Raw genomic sequence first — 16758 nt, 5'->3', positions numbered from 1 at the left:
GTAGAATTGTAGGAAGTGTGCAAAGTTCACCGGAAGATGACAGAAAAGGAGTTGTAGCAAGCTATGGCAAAGGTTTATGTATTTGATCACCCGCTTATTCAGCACAAACTTACATATATTCGTGACGTTCATACAGGAACAAAAGAATTTAGAGAGCTAGTGGATGAAGTCGCAACATTAATGGCATTTGAAATCACAAGAGACTTACCGCTTGAAGAGGTAGATGTAGAAACACCTGTACAAGTCGCTAAATCAAACGTGATCTCAGGTAAAAAACTCGGAGTTGTGCCGATTTTAAGAGCAGGTCTTGGAATGGTAGACGGGATTTTGAAACTCATTCCAGCTGCCAAAGTGGGACATGTCGGTTTATACCGTGATCCGAAGACATTAAAGCCTGTTGAATATTATGTGAAGCTTCCATCTGATGTGGAAGAGCGTGAATTTATCGTAGTAGACCCAATGCTTGCAACGGGCGGATCAGCAGTAGAAGCATTAAACAGCTTGAAAAAACGCGGTGCGAAAAACATCCGCTTCATGTGTCTGATTGCTGCGCCAGAAGGTGTAGAAGAAATGCAAAAACATCATCCAGATGTTGATATCTACATTGCGGCATTAGATGAGAAGTTAAACGAAAAAGGTTACATCATCCCAGGTCTTGGTGATGCTGGTGACCGTATGTATGGAACAAAATAAGAATGATTCACGAAAAGCCCACATGCAAACGTGCATGTGGGCTTTTTTGAAAAATATGACAAACGGTTGATATCGTTCTTAGAAAAATCAATGTATACTGAACATTAGCAGTTTTTTTGAATGAATGTCACAACTCTCCTAAAGTTTGATGAAATTGTGAACATTTTGTGTGCTCTCTCATTATAGAAAAGTTTTTTAACTTTCAACGGATTGACACATCATAGACGCTATTGTATGCTAAACGAGGGTATTATGGTAAGGTTTTCATAGCCTATAGCACTCTACTAATCCTCATTGTGAACCCTTTAATAATCAGGGTTTGTATCAGCGAATGAAGCAGAATCCCATAGATCTAAAGATTTCAAGTCTGATTGCACAATTAGACCGATGGGTGATTGATTTTTTTCAAATAGGACAGCTTATCATAAGCGTCTTCTACGCAGTTTTCATCACCATTTATCACCTTTTTTACAATATTTTTCATCGGGAGTCAGATGAATGAACGATCCAAACGTCATTTTCCGCAGACAGAGTAAATATATGTTCTATTTATTGGCAATTTTTGTGTTTGGCTATGCCATGCCTGGTTTTAAACCACTGTTTCTTGGTTTCATTATCGGCACAATTTTTGCTTTCTTTAATTTATTCCTGCTTATTCGGAGAATGCATGCTTTTGATCGAGCAGTTAAAAAAGGAAAATCTATTCGTTCAATGGGAAGTACAGCCAGGTGGGCCAACGCAATTCTCGCAGTAGCGATTGCTTGGCGTTACCCTAACGAAGTTCATCTGGCAGGTGTTGTTATAGGATTAATGACAATATATCCTGTCATTATGATAGATTCCTTCATTCAACTTAAACGTTCTACTATGGAAGAGAGGTGAATACTCTTTGGGTCACAGTTCAAAAACTACAGAATTTTTAGGGTTAACGTTCAACTTATCCAATGTTCTCATGATTACGATTGCTAGTATCATCGTTCTTCTCATAGCGGTGCTGACTACTCGTGTTCTGGCTATTCGTCCGACAAAGGCGCAGAACTTCATGGAATGGATTGTTGATTTTGTTCGAAATATCATAGGTAGTTCGATGGACATGAAAACAGGAGCCCCATTTCTAGCGCTTGGCGTTACATTACTCATGTACATATTTGTTTCAAACATGCTTGGACTGCCATTCTCGATTACGGTCGATCACAACTTATGGTGGAAATCACCAACTGCTGATCCTGCAATCACAATGACACTAGCGGTTATGGTCATGGGATTGACACACTACTATGGTGTTAAAGCAAAAGGAGTCAAGGAATATACAAAAGACTACTTTAGACCAATCCCACTCTTAGTACCGCTGAAAATTATTGAAGAATTTGCAAACACATTAACACTTGGTTTGCGTCTTTATGGAAATATTTTCGCTGGAGAGATTCTTCTTGGTTTACTTGCAGGACTTGCGACTAATTTCTATTCGCAAAACCTTGCACTAGGTATCATTGGTACATTAGGTGCCATCGTGCCGATGATTGTATGGCAGGCATTCAGTTTGTTTGTCGGAACCATCCAGGCATTTATCTTCACCATGCTGACAATGGTGTATATCTCCCATAAAGTCAGCGACGAACACTAAAAAATTGAGAGTCCAAAAAGGACGTTATTTTAAAGGAGGAGCTTTTTAATGAATTTAATAGCAGCAGCAATTGCAATCGGTTTAGGAGCACTAGGAGCAGGTATTGGTAACGGTCTAATCGTATCTAAAACAGTTGAAGGAATCGCTCGTCAGCCAGAGGCTGGTAGAGAACTAAGAACACTTATGTTCATCGGGGTAGCTTTAGTTGAGGCACTTCCAATTATCGCTGTCGTTATCGCATTCTTGGCATTCTTTGGTTAATATGTGAGAAGCGTTCTAATATGAATTTTAATGGCGAAGATCAGATTAGTTCGAAACTTCGCCATTCCTTTATGTTTTGTTTCTTAACATATTATTTAAAGAAGGGAGTTGCCGTACTAAATGTCTCAGTTACCAGTAGTTTTAGGAGCAGGTCTAAATACCGGAGATATCATATTCCAGTTGATCGCTATGCTCATCCTGCTTGCACTTTTAAAGAAATTTGCGCTTAAGCCTTTATTAGGGATTATGAAACAGCGTGAAGATTATATAGGAAATGAAATTTCAAGTGCTGAAGAAAAGCACGTTCAAGCTGAAAAGCTTCTTGAAGAACAACGTGTCTTATTGAAAGAAGCACGCGAAGAATCACATACACTCATCGAAAATGCGAAAAAGATTGGTGAGAAACAAAAAGAAGACATCATTCAAGCAGCACGTCAAGAATCAGAGCGCTTGAAAGAGTCTGCTAGAACTGAAATCGTGAAAGAAAAAGAACAAGCTGTGGCTGCACTGCGCGAGCAAGTTGCATCACTATCTGTATTAATTGCTTCTAAAGTGATTGAAAAAGAACTTGATGAGCAAGCACAAGAGAAATTGATCCAAGAGTATCTTAAAGAGGCAGGCGAAAGCCGATGAGCGTGACTATTGTCTCTAAGCGTTACGCTTCTGCTCTTTTTGACATCGTTCTTGCTTCTTCGGCAGTAGACGAAACTGAAAAAGAGCTGAATGAGATCAAAAAAGTTCTTAAGAATGATCAAGAATTAAATGACTTTCTTGTTCATCCGAAGATTACGGCAGACAAAAAGAAACATCTGATTGCAGAAGCTTTCAAAGGTGTTTCGACATATGTTTTGCACACAATGTATTTATTGATTGACCGCGGACGCACGAATATTTTTCCTGAAATGACGTCTGAGTTTGTGAAACTTGCAAACCGTACGAAACAAATAGACGATGCGATCGTGTATTCAGTTAAACCGCTCAGCGGAGCTGAAATTCAATCTTTATCTGAAGTATTTGCCAAAAAAGCCGGAGTCACATCACTGCGTGTTGAAAACGTGATTGACAAGGATCTAATAGGCGGAGTGAAAATCCGTATCGGAAACCGCATTTATGACGGCAGTGTCAGCGGAAAGCTTTCCCGCATTGAACGTCAGCTTGCAGGCGAAAATCGTTAGAAGGGGTGAAACCTTAGTGAGTATCAAAGCTGAAGAGATTAGCGCGCTGATAAAGCAGCAAATCCAAAACTATCAATCTGAAATTGAAGTAAAAGATGTCGGTACAGTCATTCAAGTAGGGGACGGTATCGCGCGTGTACATGGCCTTGACAACATTATGGCAGGAGAGCTTGTTGAGTTCTCTAACGGTGTAATGGGTATGGCTCAAAACCTTGAGGAGTCTAACGTAGGTATCGTAATCTTAGGACCTTACAAAGATATCCGTGAAGGTGACGACGTAAAACGTACAGGTCGTATCATGGAGGTTCCAGTAGGGGAAGAGTTAATCGGACGTATTGTGAACCCACTTGGTCAGCCTGTAGATGGACTAGGTCCAATTTTAACAAGCAAAACACGTCCAATCGAAAGTGAAGCACCAGGCGTTATGGATCGTAAATCGGTACATGAGCCGCTTCAAACGGGAATTAAAGCAATTGATGCCTTGATTCCAATCGGACGCGGACAGCGTGAATTGATCATTGGGGACCGTCAAACAGGTAAAACATCTGTTGCAATTGATACGATCCTGAACCAAAAAGATCAAGACATGATCTGTATCTATGTAGCGATCGGACAAAAAGAATCAACTGTTCGTGGTGTTGTTGAAACACTTCGTAAGCATGGTGCGCTTGACTACACAATCGTTGTCACAGCTTCTGCATCACAGCCAGCTCCACTTCTTTACCTTGCTCCATATGCAGGTGTAACGATGGGTGAGGAATTCATGTATAACGGCAAGCATGTGCTTGTAGTGTATGATGACCTTTCTAAACAAGCGGCAGCTTACCGTGAGCTTTCATTATTGCTTCGTCGTCCTCCAGGTCGTGAAGCATTCCCTGGTGATGTTTTCTATCTTCACTCTCGTTTATTAGAGCGTGCAGCGAAGCTTAGTGATGAAAAGGGTGGCGGTTCTATCACAGCATTGCCTTTCGTAGAAACGCAAGCTGGTGATATCTCTGCATATATCCCAACAAACGTTATCTCAATCACAGATGGCCAGATCTTCTTACAATCTGACCTCTTCTTCTCAGGCGTACGTCCAGCGGTAAACGCAGGATTGTCTGTATCTCGTGTAGGTGGTTCTGCACAAATCAAAGCGATGAAAAAGGTAGCAGGTACACTTCGTCTGGATCTTGCTTCTTATCGTGAGCTTGAAGCATTCGCTCAGTTTGGATCTGATCTAGACCAAGCGACTCAAGCCAAATTAAACCGTGGTGCTAGAACAGTTGAAGTCTTAAAACAAGACTTGAACAAACCGCTGAAAGTTGAAAAACAAGTAGCGATTCTTTATGCACTGACAAGAGGATACTTAGATGATGTAGCGATTGCTGATGTCAAACGCTTTGAAGCTGAGTTATTCATGTACATTGAAGAAAACCATAAAGACTTGTTTGACACAATCTCTCAAACAGGAAACATGCCTGCTGATGAAGAGTGGAAAGCTGCGATCGAAGGCTTTAAACGTACGTTTGCACCAAGCAACTAATTAGTAATCTTTCCGAGAGAAAAAGATTCTCTTTTTCTCTCTTTTCACGTAAATGAACACGGATTCCTGAAAAAAGGTGGTGAAATCTTTGGCCTCATTACGCGATATTAAGTCAAGGATCACGTCAACAAAAAAATCGAGTCAGATCACAAAAGCGATGCAAATGGTATCAGCTGCGAAACTGAATCGTGCTGAAAATAATGCGAAGTCCTTTGTTCCATACATGGAGAAAATCCAAGAAGTCGTTGCGGCAATCGCAACTGGAACAAGTGCTAAGCACCCAATGCTTCTTTCAAGACCTGTTAAGAAAACAGGGTATCTCGTCATTACATCTGATCGAGGACTTGCAGGACCTTTTAACAGCTCGATTTTACGTGCCGCTTACCAAGCGATTCAATCTCGTCATCAATCTGCTGATGAATATGCGGTGATTGTGATTGGTAAAATCGGACGCGACTTCTTCAAAAAGCGTGGTATTCCAGTTATTTCTGAAGTAACAGGGCTTGGAGACGAAGTAGCGTTTGCTGATATTAAAGAATTAGCAAGCAGTACAGTGCAAATGTTCTCTGATGAAGCGTTTGATGAGCTTTACATGTTCTATAACCATTTCGTCAGTGCCATTTCACAAGAAGTAACAGAGAAAAAATTATTGCCGCTAACGGACCTTTCGGCCGCAGCGACACCAAATAAACGTTCCGCATCTTATGAGTTTGAGCCTTCTGAAGAAGAAATTCTTGAAGTTCTCCTTCCTCAATATGCAGAGAGTTTGATTTTCGGTGCGCTTCTTGACAGCAAAGCAAGTGAACATGCTGCAAGGATGACAGCAATGAAGAGTGCAACAGACAACGCAAAAGAATTGATCGACAGCCTGACACTCTCTTACAACCGTGCTCGTCAAGCAGCGATTACACAAGAGATTACAGAAATTGTCGGCGGAGCAGCTGCCTTAGAATAGAAATAATTGTCAGGAGGGAATGCAATGAAAACAGGACGCATCAGTCAGATCATGGGACCAGTCGTAGACGTTCGTTTTGAAGACGGTCACTTGCCTGAGATTTATAATGCGATCAAAGTTTCGCATAAAGCGGAAAGCGAAAGTGAAGTTGATATCGACTTAACTTTAGAAGTAGCACTACATTTAGGTGATGATACAGTGAGAACCATCGCAATGGCATCAACAGACGGTGTGAAGCGCGGTATGGAAGCTGTAGACCTTGGAAAACCAATTTCAGTACCAGTTGGTAACGTAACACTTGGACGTGTATTCAACGTACTGGGAGATAACATTGACTTAGATGAGCCACTTGGTGTGGAAGCGCAAAGAGACCCAATCCACAGACAAGCGCCTTCTTTCGATCAACTTTCTACAGAAGTTGAAATTCTTGAAACAGGTATCAAAGTTGTTGACCTTCTTGCTCCTTACATCAAAGGTGGAAAGATCGGTCTATTCGGTGGAGCCGGTGTTGGTAAAACCGTTCTGATTCAAGAATTGATCAACAACATCGCACAAGAACACGGCGGTATTTCTGTATTCGCTGGTGTTGGAGAGCGTACACGTGAAGGAAATGACCTTTACTACGAAATGAAAGATTCTGGCGTTATCGAAAAAACAGCGATGGTCTTCGGCCAAATGAACGAGCCACCAGGTGCACGTATGCGTGTAGCTCTAACTGGTTTGACAATGGCAGAGCATTTCCGTGATGAACAAGGTCAAGACGTATTGTTCTTCATCGATAACATCTATCGCTTTACACAAGCAGGTTCTGAAGTATCAGCCCTTCTTGGACGTATGCCTTCAGCGGTAGGTTATCAGCCAACTCTTGCAACAGAAATGGGTCAGCTTCAAGAGCGTATCACGTCTACAAACGTAGGATCGGTTACATCGATTCAAGCGATCTATGTACCTGCGGATGACTATACAGATCCAGCTCCAGCTACAACGTTCGCTCACCTTGATGCAACGACAAACCTTGAGCGTAAGTTGACAGAGATGGGGATTTACCCAGCGGTAGATCCACTTGCTTCAACATCTCGTGCCCTTGCACCTGAGATTGTTGGCGAAGAGCATTATGCGATCGCGCGTGAAGTTCAGCAAACATTGCAACGTTATAAAGAATTGCAAGATATCATTGCCATTTTAGGTATGGATGAATTATCTGAGGACGATAAGCTTGTGGTACACAGAGCTCGTCGTGTTCAATTCTTCCTATCTCAAAACTTCCACGTAGCAGAACAGTTCACTGGCCAAAAAGGTTCTTATGTGCCATTGCAAGAAACTGTTAAAGGCTTCAAGGAAATCTTATCTGGTAAATACGATCACCTTCCAGAAGATGCATTCCGCTTAGTCGGCCGCATTGAAGAAGTGGTTGAAAAAGCCAAAGAGATGGGTGTAGAGGTCTAATCTGGTCCTTAGGAGGGTAAAAGCATGAAGACCGTTCAAGTCAATATCGTTACTCCCGACGGCCCAGTGTATGAAGCGGATGTGGAAATGGTCAGTGTAAGAGCAGAAAGCGGTGAGCTTGGGATTTTAGCTGGCCACGTTCCAATGGTTGCTCCGCTAAAAATCGGTGCAGTTCGCTTAAAACATAGTGGATCAACTGAATTGGTTGCAGTAAGCGGTGGATTTGTTGAAGTTCGCCCCGAAAAAGTAACCATTCTTGCTCAGGCTGCTGAAACATCAGACAAAGTTGATGTAGATCGTGCAAAATCAGCGAAACAGCGTGCTGAAGAGCATTTGAACCACCCGAATGAAAGTGATGTACGCAGGGCGGAACTCGCATTAAAACGGGCATTAAACCGTTTAAATGTAGCAGGGAAATAAAACAGAAAATCCTTCTTATCACTGTGATAAGAAGGATTTTTTTTAGGATGACATGAGAGATTGATACATCGACACATACGGATGAGATGCTTGCTTTTCAAGATATAACTGCTCGCAAAATTGCGTACTGCAATGCCATGTTTTATTGTTTCTGCGTAAGCCAAGCGTATATTGGTGCGAAGAGTCCATATAAGGCCGCACGACCCAGTCAGCATCTGAATGATGACGGATGACAACCTCTCCTAAATACACACTCATCATCGCTTCTAATGCATCTATTGGCATTTTCCACTCAGCAAAAAGCTGCTGACGGAAGGCATCGAAGTATAATGACTCTAACTGATAAAGGCTTTCCCCTGAGTAATCCAAAGAAATGTTATGAAAATGACACAATTGTGCTAATTCTTCTAGCTGTGTCTGTCTATAATCAAAGTAGAAAGCAATGGCTTCCCATTCATGTTCAAATGAGGGAACCAGTTCTCCGTACAAATCAACAAAGTCAGGAAAAGAATCTTTCAAATATGATCAGCTCCTTCCACCGCAGTATATCATCTCCTTCTCATCAGAATAAGAGGGGATTCACTCTAAATGTAGCTCTTTTTTCCAAATGATTCATCTTTCCGATTTTGGAGGATATAATGAAAGGGAGTTTTCCTTTACAGAAATCAATAAAAGGAGGATTCAAGTGTATGGAAGATGTAGGACAACAAGCAATTGTCAGTATTGTGATCCACCTATTTTTTATTGCCATTACGTGGTGGGCATTGCTTGCGGTGAATATTGATCCACTGATTAAAAAAGGAAAAATTATTCAAGCTAGATTGCTCATGATGCTGATCACGATTGCTATTGCATCGGCAGTCAGCAATTTCTTCCTTGATTATTTAAATTTCTCCAGACAAATCCCTTATATGTTTTAACATAAAAGGTTTGGTCACTGCCTTCTGCGGGAACGTAAAAAGAAGTGTCAAAAATATGGCCTTTGATGACTTTTCCACGTATGCATTGATCTCCTTGCGGCAACACTTGTAGCAAGGGGGAATGACAAGTGAGAAAGTATTTAAAAGGTTGGCCATTATTTGCATTTATTCTTTTTTTTGTTCTGATGATTCAAGGTGTTCGGGCAGAAGAAACATCGACGCTCGCCCAAATAGCAGAAGGTATGAAAAACCAGCAAATCGAAGTAAGTGGATGGACGCTTCATGCCAAAACAAATATAAACATTTCATCCGAACAATTTTCAAAAAAAGTGAAACGTTTGAAAGACGAACTACGACAGTATGAGTGGACCGAAAAAAAAGAGAAACATGTCACCAAAGTCACAGGAATTTACAAAGATGAAAAAAATGATACATTATCGAAAATTTTACTCGTGAAGACCGACACAAAATCAAACCAAAAGTCGTATTTATTATATGAGCAAAAAGGTGCTCGCCCACTGAATACCTGGGAGCATACATATGATCAGTTCGTACGTCATGCAAAAAGCATATTACAAGAAAAATTTGTGATTTTTACTTGTCTCGATGGTCATGTAAATGGTATGATGGATGTTGTTTTGCAAAAAAAAGCTGAAATGATAGCAAATGAATTTCAAGCAAAACCAGTTGAGTATCTCGTTGAGTCTAATTTTGTGTCGCTTTCCGCTTACACAGAGAAGTGGGAACAGTTCATTATGACTTCAAATGATAAAATGAATGTTCAAATTGCCATCAGAAGTTCGGAAATGAACGAAAATCATACGATTACGGTTGGCACACCAATCGTAACGACTGAATATTAATATAGAGAATTTGGGACGCGGAGGGGAAGACCTTGGAAAAAATCATCGTCCGCGGCGGTCAAAAGTTAAACGGCACAGTTAAAGTAGAAGGCGCAAAAAATGCCGTTTTACCAGTTATCGCTGCATCTTTGTTAGCAAGTACAGAAAAAAGCGTAATTTGTGATGTACCTACGCTCTCCGATGTATATACAATCAATGAAGTGTTACGTCATTTAGGAGCAGAAGTACATTTTGAAAATAACGAAGTATCAGTAGATGCATCTCATGCACTAGAAACTGAGGCTCCGTTTGAGTACGTCCGTAAAATGAGAGCATCTGTGCTCGTCATGGGACCACTTTTAGCTAGAACAGGTCATGCAAGAGTTGCATTACCTGGTGGTTGTGCGATTGGTTCAAGACCAATTGATCAGCATTTAAAAGGCTTTGAAGCAATGGGAGCTAAAATTCAAGTAGGTAATGGTTTCATCGAGGCTGAAGTAAATGGCCGTTTAAAAGGTGCAAAAATCTATTTGGATTTCCCAAGTGTAGGGGCAACTGAAAACATCATCATGGCAGCAGCATTGGCTGAAGGAACGACGATTTTAGAAAACGTAGCAAAAGAACCTGAAATTGTTGATTTGGCAAACTACATCAATGCCATGGGCGGTAAGGTTCGCGGTGCTGGAACTGGTACAATCAAAATCGAAGGTGTAGAAACACTTCACGGTGCAAAACACAACATCATCCCTGACCGAATTGAAGCTGGTACGTTTATGGTGGCAGCAGCCATTACTGAAGGAAATGTTCTTGTAAAAGGCGCTGTGCCTGAGCACATGACTTCACTTGTGGCGAAAATGGAAGAAATGGGTATTCAGATCATTGAAGAAGAAGAAGGTTTAAGAGTCATTGGACCATCTGAACTCAAGCCAATCGATCTAAAAACAATGCCGCATCCTGGTTTCCCAACGGATATGCAATCTCAGATGATGGCGCTATTGCTTCGTGCGAACGGAACAAGCATGATCACAGAAACTGTGTTTGAAAATCGTTTTATGCATGCTGAAGAATTCCGCCGCATGAATGGCGATATTAAAATTGAGGGTCGCTCTGTGATAATCAATGGACCTGTTCAACTTCAAGGTGCTGAAGTGGCAGCGACTGATTTAAGAGCAGGAGCAGCACTTGTACTTGCTGGATTAGTGGCAGAAGGTCATACACGTGTCACTGAATTGAAGCATATTGACCGTGGATATGTGAACTTCCACCAAAAACTAGCAGCAATCGGTGCAGACATTGAAAGAGTAAATGATGAATCAGCAGATGTGACACAAGAACAAGTTGTATCAGATCTGAACGCGTAATGATAAAAGAAATCAGTGTGTCCATTTGGGCATGCTGATTTTTTTTAGAATCATAGACTGGTTGCATTTTCAAAAGCTTATCATTAGTGTATCCAATCGTTTTAAATTTTATTCATAAAGACGAACAGTAAATCAAATGAAGAAGAGCACAAACATATCAGCAAAAGACTTGTCCAATGAATGAAAGAAGCTGTCATATTAGCTTGTCCTTGCCCATAGGATAAAAGAGATTCAATGACAAATGGGGGCAGCCAATATGAAACCAATGATATGGACAATCGCAGGAATTTGCATCATCATTTTAATGATTCCAACCTTACTCGTGTTGCCGACGTTCCAAGGAAAACCAGCAGCCAGCCAACACGTAGCAGCAGAACCATCAGTTAAAAAAGAAGTGAAAGGTTCAGTCAAATTGAAACAATCACCCGTCTCCATTCCCGTCTACCGTTCAGCGCATCAGCAGGTAGAAAACATCCCCTTAGAAGAGTATGTGATCGGTGTCGTCGCTTCTGAAATGCCAGCCGATTTTGAAATAGAGGCGCTCAAGGCACAGGCACTCGCCGCTAGAACGTATATCGTCAGACAAATGATCATTGATAAAACCGTCAAATCTCCACAGGGTTCTCTTGTAGATGACACTCAAATGTTCCAAGTGTACAAAAATAAACAGGAACTGAAGAAAATTTGGGGAAAAGCGTACAATTGGAAATTAAAAAAGGTCACAGAAGCGGTCGCCAGTACACAAGGGAAAGTACTGACGTATGACGAAAAACCAATTGATGCTTCCTTCTTTTCAACAAGTAATGGGAAAACCGAAAATGCAGAAGCTTATTGGAAAAATGAAATCCCTTATTTGAAAAGCGTCTCAAGCAAATGGGACGAAAAATCACCCAAATTCCAAAACAAGAAAACCATCACAGTGAGCGAATTTCAGCAAAAACTGGGTGTGACCCTTGGCCAGCAGCAGATGGGAGAAATTGTAGAACGAACACCAGGCAATCAAGTAGCCAAAGCCGTCATTAACGGAAAAACATTGTCGGGCAGAGAAATTCGCGAATCACTAGGATTGCACTCTGCAGACTTTACATGGGAACGAAAGGGTCAGCAAATCGTGATTACGACAAAAGGGTATGGCCATGGTGTGGGCATGAGTCAGTATGGTGCACATTATATGGCACAGTCAGGCAAAAAAGTAGAGACGATCGTGAAACATTATTATCAAGGGATAAAAATCGAATCAGCTGATCGCTTTCTGAACACATATATGGCTAAGAAATAAAAGCAAAGGTGCCTCAAAATGGGGGCATCTTTTTTTATGTGTGAAGAGGTTTGAACAGAATGTGACAAATTGCGACTTAAGGCGCACCTCAGGAAATCTTAAACATTTACATCCCGACAAGAACCGATGGCCGATACAAAGCCCCTCGAAAGAATGAGAAAACGAGGATGACAAAAGAGTCATTAGGTGAATATATCTAGACATCTGACAGAATTTTAGTGATTTTGATGAAAGAGAAAAAGGGATCGAGTCCTATACCATTCCAAGACAGAATATTTTACGATTAAGATGTTTCAATCAAATACATAAGGAGGAAGGAAAAGCATGTTGAAAAAAGTATTTACACTCGTAACCTTAGCTGTATTGACATTATCAATGTCAATCTCTTCACCAGTATTTGCAGAAGCAGCATCAGCCAAAAAACATAAGAAAGATGTAAGAGTGACGATCTTACTTGATGCAAGTGGAAGTATGGCAAGAAAAGTGGATGGAGAGCGCAAATTCGATTTAGCAAAACAAGAGGTATTTAAATTTGCTCAGTCTCTTCCGAAAGATGCTAAAATCCGTATGAGCTTGTTTGGGTCTGAAGGAAACAACAAAAACTCAGGTAAAGCTCAATCATGTGAAGTCATTAGAGGCGTTTATGGCGTTCAGCCTTATGAAAAGGATAGTTTCGAAAACTCTCTAAACGGTCTTGGACCAAATGGCTGGACACCGATTGCACGTGCTCTTGAAAGTGCAAAGCAAGCGGATAAACAGCTTCATAAGGGAACAAAACACATTGTGTACTTAATTACTGATGGTGAAGAAACTTGTGGTGGAGATCCAGTGAAAGTAGCGAAAGAGCTTCATAACTCAAAAGGATCTACTGTAGTCAATGTGATTGGATTAGACTTTAACGATGGCTATGAAGGTCAATTGAAGCAAGTAGCTAAAGCTGGTAAAGGTCATTACTACCAAGCAAGCACTGGGAAAGAAATGGGTTCTATCCTTACAGCAGAATCATTAAAACTACACGAATAACTTGCTGAAGAAAAGGGAAACGATTGATTGATGCTTTCGTTTCTCTTTTTCTGTACAAATGAAAAAAAGGGAGATTTTTTAATGAAAAGAAATATTATATTAACCATTTTAGCGAGTCTTGTTCTGCTTCTTTCTTCACCAGCTCATGCTGTAACGAAAAAGGAGCCTGCTCATGTGGTGATTTTACTTGATTTAAGCGGAAGCATGGCACAATCGGTTGAAGGCGAAAAGAAAATCGATATCGCAAAACGCTCGATCCAAAGTTTCGCAAGTATTTTATCAGAAGATACACAAGTCTTGCTTCGTGTTTTTGGTCATGAAGGAACGAATAAAAATGCAGGAAAAGCCGTTTCTTGTGCAAGTTCCGAAGCAGTTTATGGATTTGGAACATATGAGCAAGCAACCTTTCAACAAGCGCTAAATGTGTATGGTCCAACAGGCTGGACACCACTTGCCAAAGCATTAACTGATACGAAACAAGATTTTGAAGATCACCAAGCTAAAGGAAAAAATATTGTATATGTTGTCAGCGATGGTGAGGAAACATGTGGCGGAAGCCCATCACAAGCAGCGAAGCAATTACATGAAGAAGGTATTGACACAATCGTCAATATCATTGGCTTCGATGTAAATGAAAAAGAAGCAAAAAGTCTAAAATCTGTTGCCAAAGCTGGTGGTGGACAATATCAACCAGCAGCAAATGCAGAAGAATTAAATCATATTCTTCAAAAAGAAGCGAACTCTTTTGGTCAATAGGATGTGAATAGACAGCTGGGGAGAAACCCCCAGCTGTTTTTTCATAAAGGATCAATTTAAAGTCGTTTCCAATTCATCAATCCGTTTCTCCACGTAGTGCTGATCTTTTCTTGCATGAAAGGTTTCGGCTTTTTCTAATATCGCGGTGGTATTGTATTCTGGGATCTGGGAATAGCTTTCGTAAACTCCTTTTGGTATTAACACGTTTCCTTCAGGCCAATAAACTGCAATATTTCCACGTTTCAGCTCTCCGAATTGAGCCACTCCTTGGTAGGATCCATATTGATTGAAAAGGACAACAGGATCGCCTTCTTGGACGTAAAGCTCTTTCGCATCTTCTTCATTCATCAAGATAGAATGACGCTTTCCGCCATTAAAGGCATCCTTTTCACTGTAAATCATAGAGTTGAATTGCTTGCCTCGTCTTGTCGTGATATTGAAATGTCCCTCAGTTTTTCGATATTGAGGCAGCTGTGCTGGAAGCAGGTGTCCTTTTCCATCCGTTGTTGGACACACCCCATCTTCGCAAAGCCATGCGCCACCCCATTGAAAGACATCCCCTTTATGACGCAAATGTTGGATCCCATCATAGTTCCGATTTGCGATGGCAATCTCACGGCGAATGTCTTCAGCATGGTCAAAATGAATCAACTTCGCGTCTTCTGGGCGAACTCTTTTTGCTAGGTCAATATAAATGTCCCATTCAGCTCTGGCTTCTTCAATGCGAGGTCCTTCAATTTCCGGACTGAAATACACCATGCGTTCCGTACTGGTTGATGTACCGCCGCCTGGCTGTTCATATCTTGTCATTGCAGGCAGAACAATCACAGTCTCTTCTGCTTCTACTAGTGTAGAGGTGTTCAAAATAATATCTTGATGGACACGGAGTTCAAGCTCGGATAGTGCTTTTTCAATCGCTTCAGGATTTGGCATCGTTTCTAAAAAGTTTCCACCGCTAGTAAACAGCATCTTCAGCTTTTGCGGGTGTTCTTTTGGAAGAGCCATTTTTTCAAATGATTGCCCAATCGTGTCACCATGCCATTTTGGAATATCAAATCCCCATATCTTCTCGATTCTTTTAATATTCTCTTCATCAAAATCACTGCCGGGCAATACGAATGGATCAGCACCCATTTCGCCTGAACCTTGGACACCGCTATGGCCACGAATAGGCATAACGCCACAATGTTTTCTGCCAATAAATCCGCGTAACATGGCAAGGTTTGCGACTTGTGATATATTATCAGTGGCAAAGCGATGCTGAGTGAGACCCATACTCCAAATAAACACGCCTGAATTGGCATTGGCAAGCAGTACAGCGAATTCCTTCATTCTTTCTTTAGATAAGCCTGACGATGCTTCGAGATCCGACCATTTTAACTGAGTGACATGCTGCTTTACATCTTTTATGCCGGTTGTATGCGCTTGGATAAATTCATGGTCAAGAGCGGAATGGGGCGCTTGCTCCTCCATATCAAACCAATGTTTGATGACACCATTCATAAACGCAATATCACCGCCTATATTGACTTGATAAAAATCATCCGCTATTTTTGTGCCGAATAAAGCACTTTCTGGAATAGAAGGGACCCAATATTTTTCCATTGCAGGTTCTTTATATGGATTGATGACAATGATCTTGGTTCCTTTCTTTTTAGCGGCGTACATATATTTAGTCGAAACCGGCTGGTTGTTTGCTGCAACAGAGCCCCAAAATATCAATACATCTGTTCCAATCCAATCACTGTAATTACAGCTGGATGCACCTATACCAAGGGAGCGTTTAAGAGCGGTTTTGCTTGGTGAATGGCAAATACGAGAAGCATTATCGATATGATTTGTTCCAATAAATCGCGCAGCTTTCGCCGCAGTATAGTACACTTCATTTGTAATCCCTCTAGCCGTTAAATAGAAAGCAAGCTGACGTTTATCAATTGATATGATTTTAGCGGCGATTTGATCTAATGCATCATCCCAAGAAATGCGTGTAAAGGCATTCTCACCTTTTTTTCGAATCAGGGGATAAGGAATACGCCCAAGTTTTCGAAGAGACGTGCTATCCATTTGTTTGAGCCGCTCAATATCTTCGAACCATTTTGGATCAATTGCTGGCATTGTGTTAAGCCGTAGCACATTCAGTCTTGTCGTGCATATATGGGGCCCTGCTAGTGTTTGATCGTATAAACCTGATACACCAAGAGCACAGCCGTCACAAACGCCCTGAGTCAATATACGGTACGCATAGGGGAGGTTATCTTTGTTCTCCCATGCCACTTTCATTGTGTCTCGAATGTGTTTCGGTTTTACTTTTCCGAGCCCCATAGGAGCAAAAGAGGCCCATAGCTTTGGTGAGGGTTTTTTGTTGAGTTTAATAGGCCCCTTGTGTTTTGTTTTTCCCATGATATCGTCACCCTCCTATCACTTTGTAAAGCGTTTTCATATCTAAAAATTACCTGTAGATTGTCATTCTGTCAAATT

The 16758-nt window shown here is 41.2% G+C and carries 18 protein-coding genes; 16 read left to right on the top strand and 2 right to left on the bottom strand.

All coding sequences use genetic code 11. From position 1 onward, the window contains the following. Positions 1 to 63: 63 nt before the first annotated feature. From upp to ACNO7B_RS16960, 10 genes are all read left to right on the top strand, one after another. Positions 64 to 693 (top strand): uracil phosphoribosyltransferase, encoded by a 630-nt coding sequence (gene upp / locus ACNO7B_RS17005; protein WP_003214553.1) that lies wholly within the window; start codon positions 64 to 66, stop codon positions 691 to 693. A 498-nt stretch (positions 694 to 1191) separates the two neighbouring features. Continuing rightward, the gene (locus ACNO7B_RS17000; RefSeq protein WP_007497639.1) at positions 1192 to 1575 is read left to right on the top strand and encodes an ATP synthase subunit I; all 384 of its coding nucleotides are present in this window, start codon (positions 1192 to 1194) and stop codon (positions 1573 to 1575) included. A gap of 7 nt (positions 1576 to 1582) precedes the next feature. Next, entirely contained in the window at positions 1583 to 2317 is a 735-nt protein-coding gene (gene atpB, locus ACNO7B_RS16995; protein ID WP_007497637.1) for a F0F1 ATP synthase subunit A, read from the top strand. Positions 2318 to 2365: 48 nt separating this feature from the next. Further along, a complete protein-coding gene (gene atpE / locus ACNO7B_RS16990) occupies positions 2366 to 2578 on the top strand; it encodes a F0F1 ATP synthase subunit C (RefSeq protein WP_003214968.1) in 213 nt (70 codons plus the stop codon). A gap of 120 nt (positions 2579 to 2698) precedes the next feature. Beyond that, complete coding sequence (gene atpF / locus ACNO7B_RS16985) at positions 2699 to 3211, top strand: F0F1 ATP synthase subunit B (protein ID WP_007497634.1); 513 nt, start codon at positions 2699 to 2701, stop codon at positions 3209 to 3211. After that, on the top strand, positions 3208 to 3753 hold the full coding sequence (locus ACNO7B_RS16980; RefSeq protein ID WP_417901737.1) for a F0F1 ATP synthase subunit delta: 546 nt from the start codon (positions 3208 to 3210) through the stop codon (positions 3751 to 3753). Before atpF ends, ACNO7B_RS16980 begins: the two co-directional genes overlap by 4 nt. A 16-nt stretch (positions 3754 to 3769) precedes the next feature. Then, on the top strand, positions 3770 to 5278 hold the full coding sequence (gene atpA / locus ACNO7B_RS16975) for a F0F1 ATP synthase subunit alpha (protein ID WP_008343398.1): 1509 nt from the start codon (positions 3770 to 3772) through the stop codon (positions 5276 to 5278). 88 nt (positions 5279 to 5366) lie between these two features. Beyond that, positions 5367 to 6233 (top strand): F0F1 ATP synthase subunit gamma, encoded by an 867-nt coding sequence (locus tag ACNO7B_RS16970; RefSeq protein WP_007497628.1) that lies wholly within the window; start codon positions 5367 to 5369, stop codon positions 6231 to 6233. A 24-nt stretch (positions 6234 to 6257) separates the two neighbouring features. Continuing rightward, complete coding sequence (atpD, locus tag ACNO7B_RS16965; protein ID WP_417901736.1) at positions 6258 to 7679, top strand: F0F1 ATP synthase subunit beta; 1422 nt, start codon at positions 6258 to 6260, stop codon at positions 7677 to 7679. Positions 7680 to 7703: 24 nt separating this feature from the next. Then, the gene (locus tag ACNO7B_RS16960; protein ID WP_008343393.1) at positions 7704 to 8099 is read left to right on the top strand and encodes a F0F1 ATP synthase subunit epsilon; all 396 of its coding nucleotides are present in this window, start codon (positions 7704 to 7706) and stop codon (positions 8097 to 8099) included. 42 nt (positions 8100 to 8141) lie between these two features. On the opposite strand, the gene ACNO7B_RS16955 is transcribed toward ACNO7B_RS16960, so the two are convergent. Then, entirely contained in the window at positions 8142 to 8618 is a 477-nt protein-coding gene (locus ACNO7B_RS16955; RefSeq protein WP_417901735.1) for a hypothetical protein, read from the bottom strand. A 170-nt stretch (positions 8619 to 8788) separates the two neighbouring features. Here ACNO7B_RS16955 and ACNO7B_RS16950 point away from each other — a divergent pair, with 170 nt between their 5' ends. From ACNO7B_RS16950 to ACNO7B_RS16925, 6 genes are all read left to right on the top strand, one after another. Further along, entirely contained in the window at positions 8789 to 9019 is a 231-nt protein-coding gene (locus tag ACNO7B_RS16950) for a DUF1146 family protein (protein WP_025208130.1), read from the top strand. 128 nt (positions 9020 to 9147) lie between these two features. After that, positions 9148 to 9882, top strand: a complete 735-nt coding sequence (locus ACNO7B_RS16945) for a YwmB family TATA-box binding protein (RefSeq protein WP_048001103.1) — start codon at positions 9148 to 9150, stop codon at positions 9880 to 9882. A gap of 32 nt (positions 9883 to 9914) precedes the next feature. After that, positions 9915 to 11222: a UDP-N-acetylglucosamine 1-carboxyvinyltransferase gene (gene murA, locus ACNO7B_RS16940; protein WP_007497616.1), complete on the top strand. Its 1308-nt coding sequence runs from the start codon at positions 9915 to 9917 to the stop codon at positions 11220 to 11222. A 256-nt stretch (positions 11223 to 11478) separates the two neighbouring features. Beyond that, positions 11479 to 12501, top strand: coding sequence for a stage II sporulation protein D (gene spoIID, locus ACNO7B_RS16935; RefSeq protein WP_417901734.1), 1023 nt, complete (start codon positions 11479 to 11481; stop codon positions 12499 to 12501). Positions 12502 to 12825: 324 nt separating this feature from the next. Then, a complete protein-coding gene (locus ACNO7B_RS16930; protein ID WP_008343379.1) occupies positions 12826 to 13524 on the top strand; it encodes a VWA domain-containing protein in 699 nt (232 codons plus the stop codon). Positions 13525 to 13605: 81 nt separating this feature from the next. After that, the gene (locus ACNO7B_RS16925) at positions 13606 to 14280 is read left to right on the top strand and encodes a VWA domain-containing protein (protein ID WP_025208129.1); all 675 of its coding nucleotides are present in this window, start codon (positions 13606 to 13608) and stop codon (positions 14278 to 14280) included. 51 nt (positions 14281 to 14331) lie between these two features. On the opposite strand, the gene ACNO7B_RS16920 is transcribed toward ACNO7B_RS16925, so the two are convergent. Continuing rightward, a complete protein-coding gene (locus ACNO7B_RS16920; protein WP_417901733.1) occupies positions 14332 to 16680 on the bottom strand; it encodes an FdhF/YdeP family oxidoreductase in 2349 nt (782 codons plus the stop codon). Between the last annotated feature and the right edge of the window lie 78 nt (positions 16681 to 16758).

The organism is Bacillus sp. AK25 (assembly GCF_048270685.1).
GTDB lineage: Bacteria > Bacillota > Bacilli > Bacillales > Bacillaceae > Bacillus > Bacillus altitudinis.
The sequence above is the reverse complement of the archived record's forward strand: the minus strand, read 5'-3'. Positions and strand labels throughout refer to the sequence as shown.

Bases quoted from the DNA above. Each gene is read 5' to 3' on its own strand.
- upp (WP_003214553.1), top strand. From the start codon at position 64: ATGGCAAAGGTTTATGTATTTGATCACCCGCTTATTCAGCACAAACTT.
- ACNO7B_RS17000 (WP_007497639.1), top strand. From the start codon at position 1,192: ATGAACGATCCAAACGTCATTTTCCGCAGACAGAGTAAATATATGTTC.
- atpE (WP_003214968.1), top strand. From the start codon at position 2,366: ATGAATTTAATAGCAGCAGCAATTGCAATCGGTTTAGGAGCACTAGGA.
- atpF (WP_007497634.1), top strand. From the start codon at position 2,699: ATGTCTCAGTTACCAGTAGTTTTAGGAGCAGGTCTAAATACCGGAGAT.
- ACNO7B_RS16980 (WP_417901737.1), top strand. From the start codon at position 3,208: ATGAGCGTGACTATTGTCTCTAAGCGTTACGCTTCTGCTCTTTTTGAC.
- atpD (WP_417901736.1), top strand. From the start codon at position 6,258: ATGAAAACAGGACGCATCAGTCAGATCATGGGACCAGTCGTAGACGTT.
- ACNO7B_RS16960 (WP_008343393.1), top strand. From the start codon at position 7,704: ATGAAGACCGTTCAAGTCAATATCGTTACTCCCGACGGCCCAGTGTAT.
- ACNO7B_RS16950 (WP_025208130.1), top strand. From the start codon at position 8,789: ATGGAAGATGTAGGACAACAAGCAATTGTCAGTATTGTGATCCACCTA.
- spoIID (WP_417901734.1), top strand. From the start codon at position 11,479: ATGAAACCAATGATATGGACAATCGCAGGAATTTGCATCATCATTTTA.
- ACNO7B_RS16930 (WP_008343379.1), top strand. From the start codon at position 12,826: ATGTTGAAAAAAGTATTTACACTCGTAACCTTAGCTGTATTGACATTA.
- ACNO7B_RS16925 (WP_025208129.1), top strand. From the start codon at position 13,606: ATGAAAAGAAATATTATATTAACCATTTTAGCGAGTCTTGTTCTGCTT.
- ACNO7B_RS16920 (WP_417901733.1), bottom strand. From the start codon at position 16,680: ATGGGAAAAACAAAACACAAGGGGCCTATTAAACTCAACAAAAAACCC.